We start from the raw sequence: 669 nt of genomic DNA on the forward strand, positions 1-669 counted from the left end.
TGGGCGTCACCGATCTCAAGCGCGGCAATAACAACAGCTCGGTGTTGCACCTGTCGGCGTTGGGTTATTTGCTGGGGGGCGGTGCCGCTTTGGGCGAGTCCAGCGAATTGAATCGCTGGCTGCGGGATCTGCAGCAGGACTGCGCGGCGATTGGCATCGGTGAAATGCCTCAGCCCACTGATGAGCATTACCAGCCGCCGCGCAATGAAGCAGTGCTGCGAGCGACGCTACGGCCCAAGCGCAAAGCCAGTGAAAACTGGTGGATCGCTTCCTATAGCGCTTTGCGCATCAGCGACGTATTGAGCGTTGGCAGCGATGAAGCACCGGACAGTCCGCAGGCGCAAAAGCTCTTCGACGACGAGCGCCTCGATCCCGACGCACCCCGCGAAATCATCAGCGGTGGCGCCGATATCCACCGTTTTCCTCGCGGACCGAATCCCGGCACGTTTTTGCATGGCTTGCTCGAATGGGCGGGTGCTGAAGGTTTTTCGGTTACCCGCGCAGCGCTGGAAGATGCGATTGCCCGGCGTTGCAACCTGCGCGGCTGGCAAGGCTGGATTACCACGCTGACTGACTGGCTGCAGCATTTGCTCAAGTCGCCGTTGCCGATCGCGGGCGGGCAACCGCCGGTGGTTCTTGAGCAACTGAAGCAATACCGCGTCGAGATGG

General features: G+C 61.1%; 1 pseudogene. It reads left to right on the top strand.

Going from position 1 to position 669, the window contains the following annotated elements:
• A pseudogene (locus D6877_RS04820) lies at positions 1-669 on the top strand (exodeoxyribonuclease V subunit beta); the annotation flags it as partial.

This window comes from Pseudomonas sp. Sample_9, from assembly GCF_004307535.1.
Lineage (GTDB): Bacteria > Pseudomonadota > Gammaproteobacteria > Pseudomonadales > Pseudomonadaceae > Aquipseudomonas > Aquipseudomonas mercuritolerans.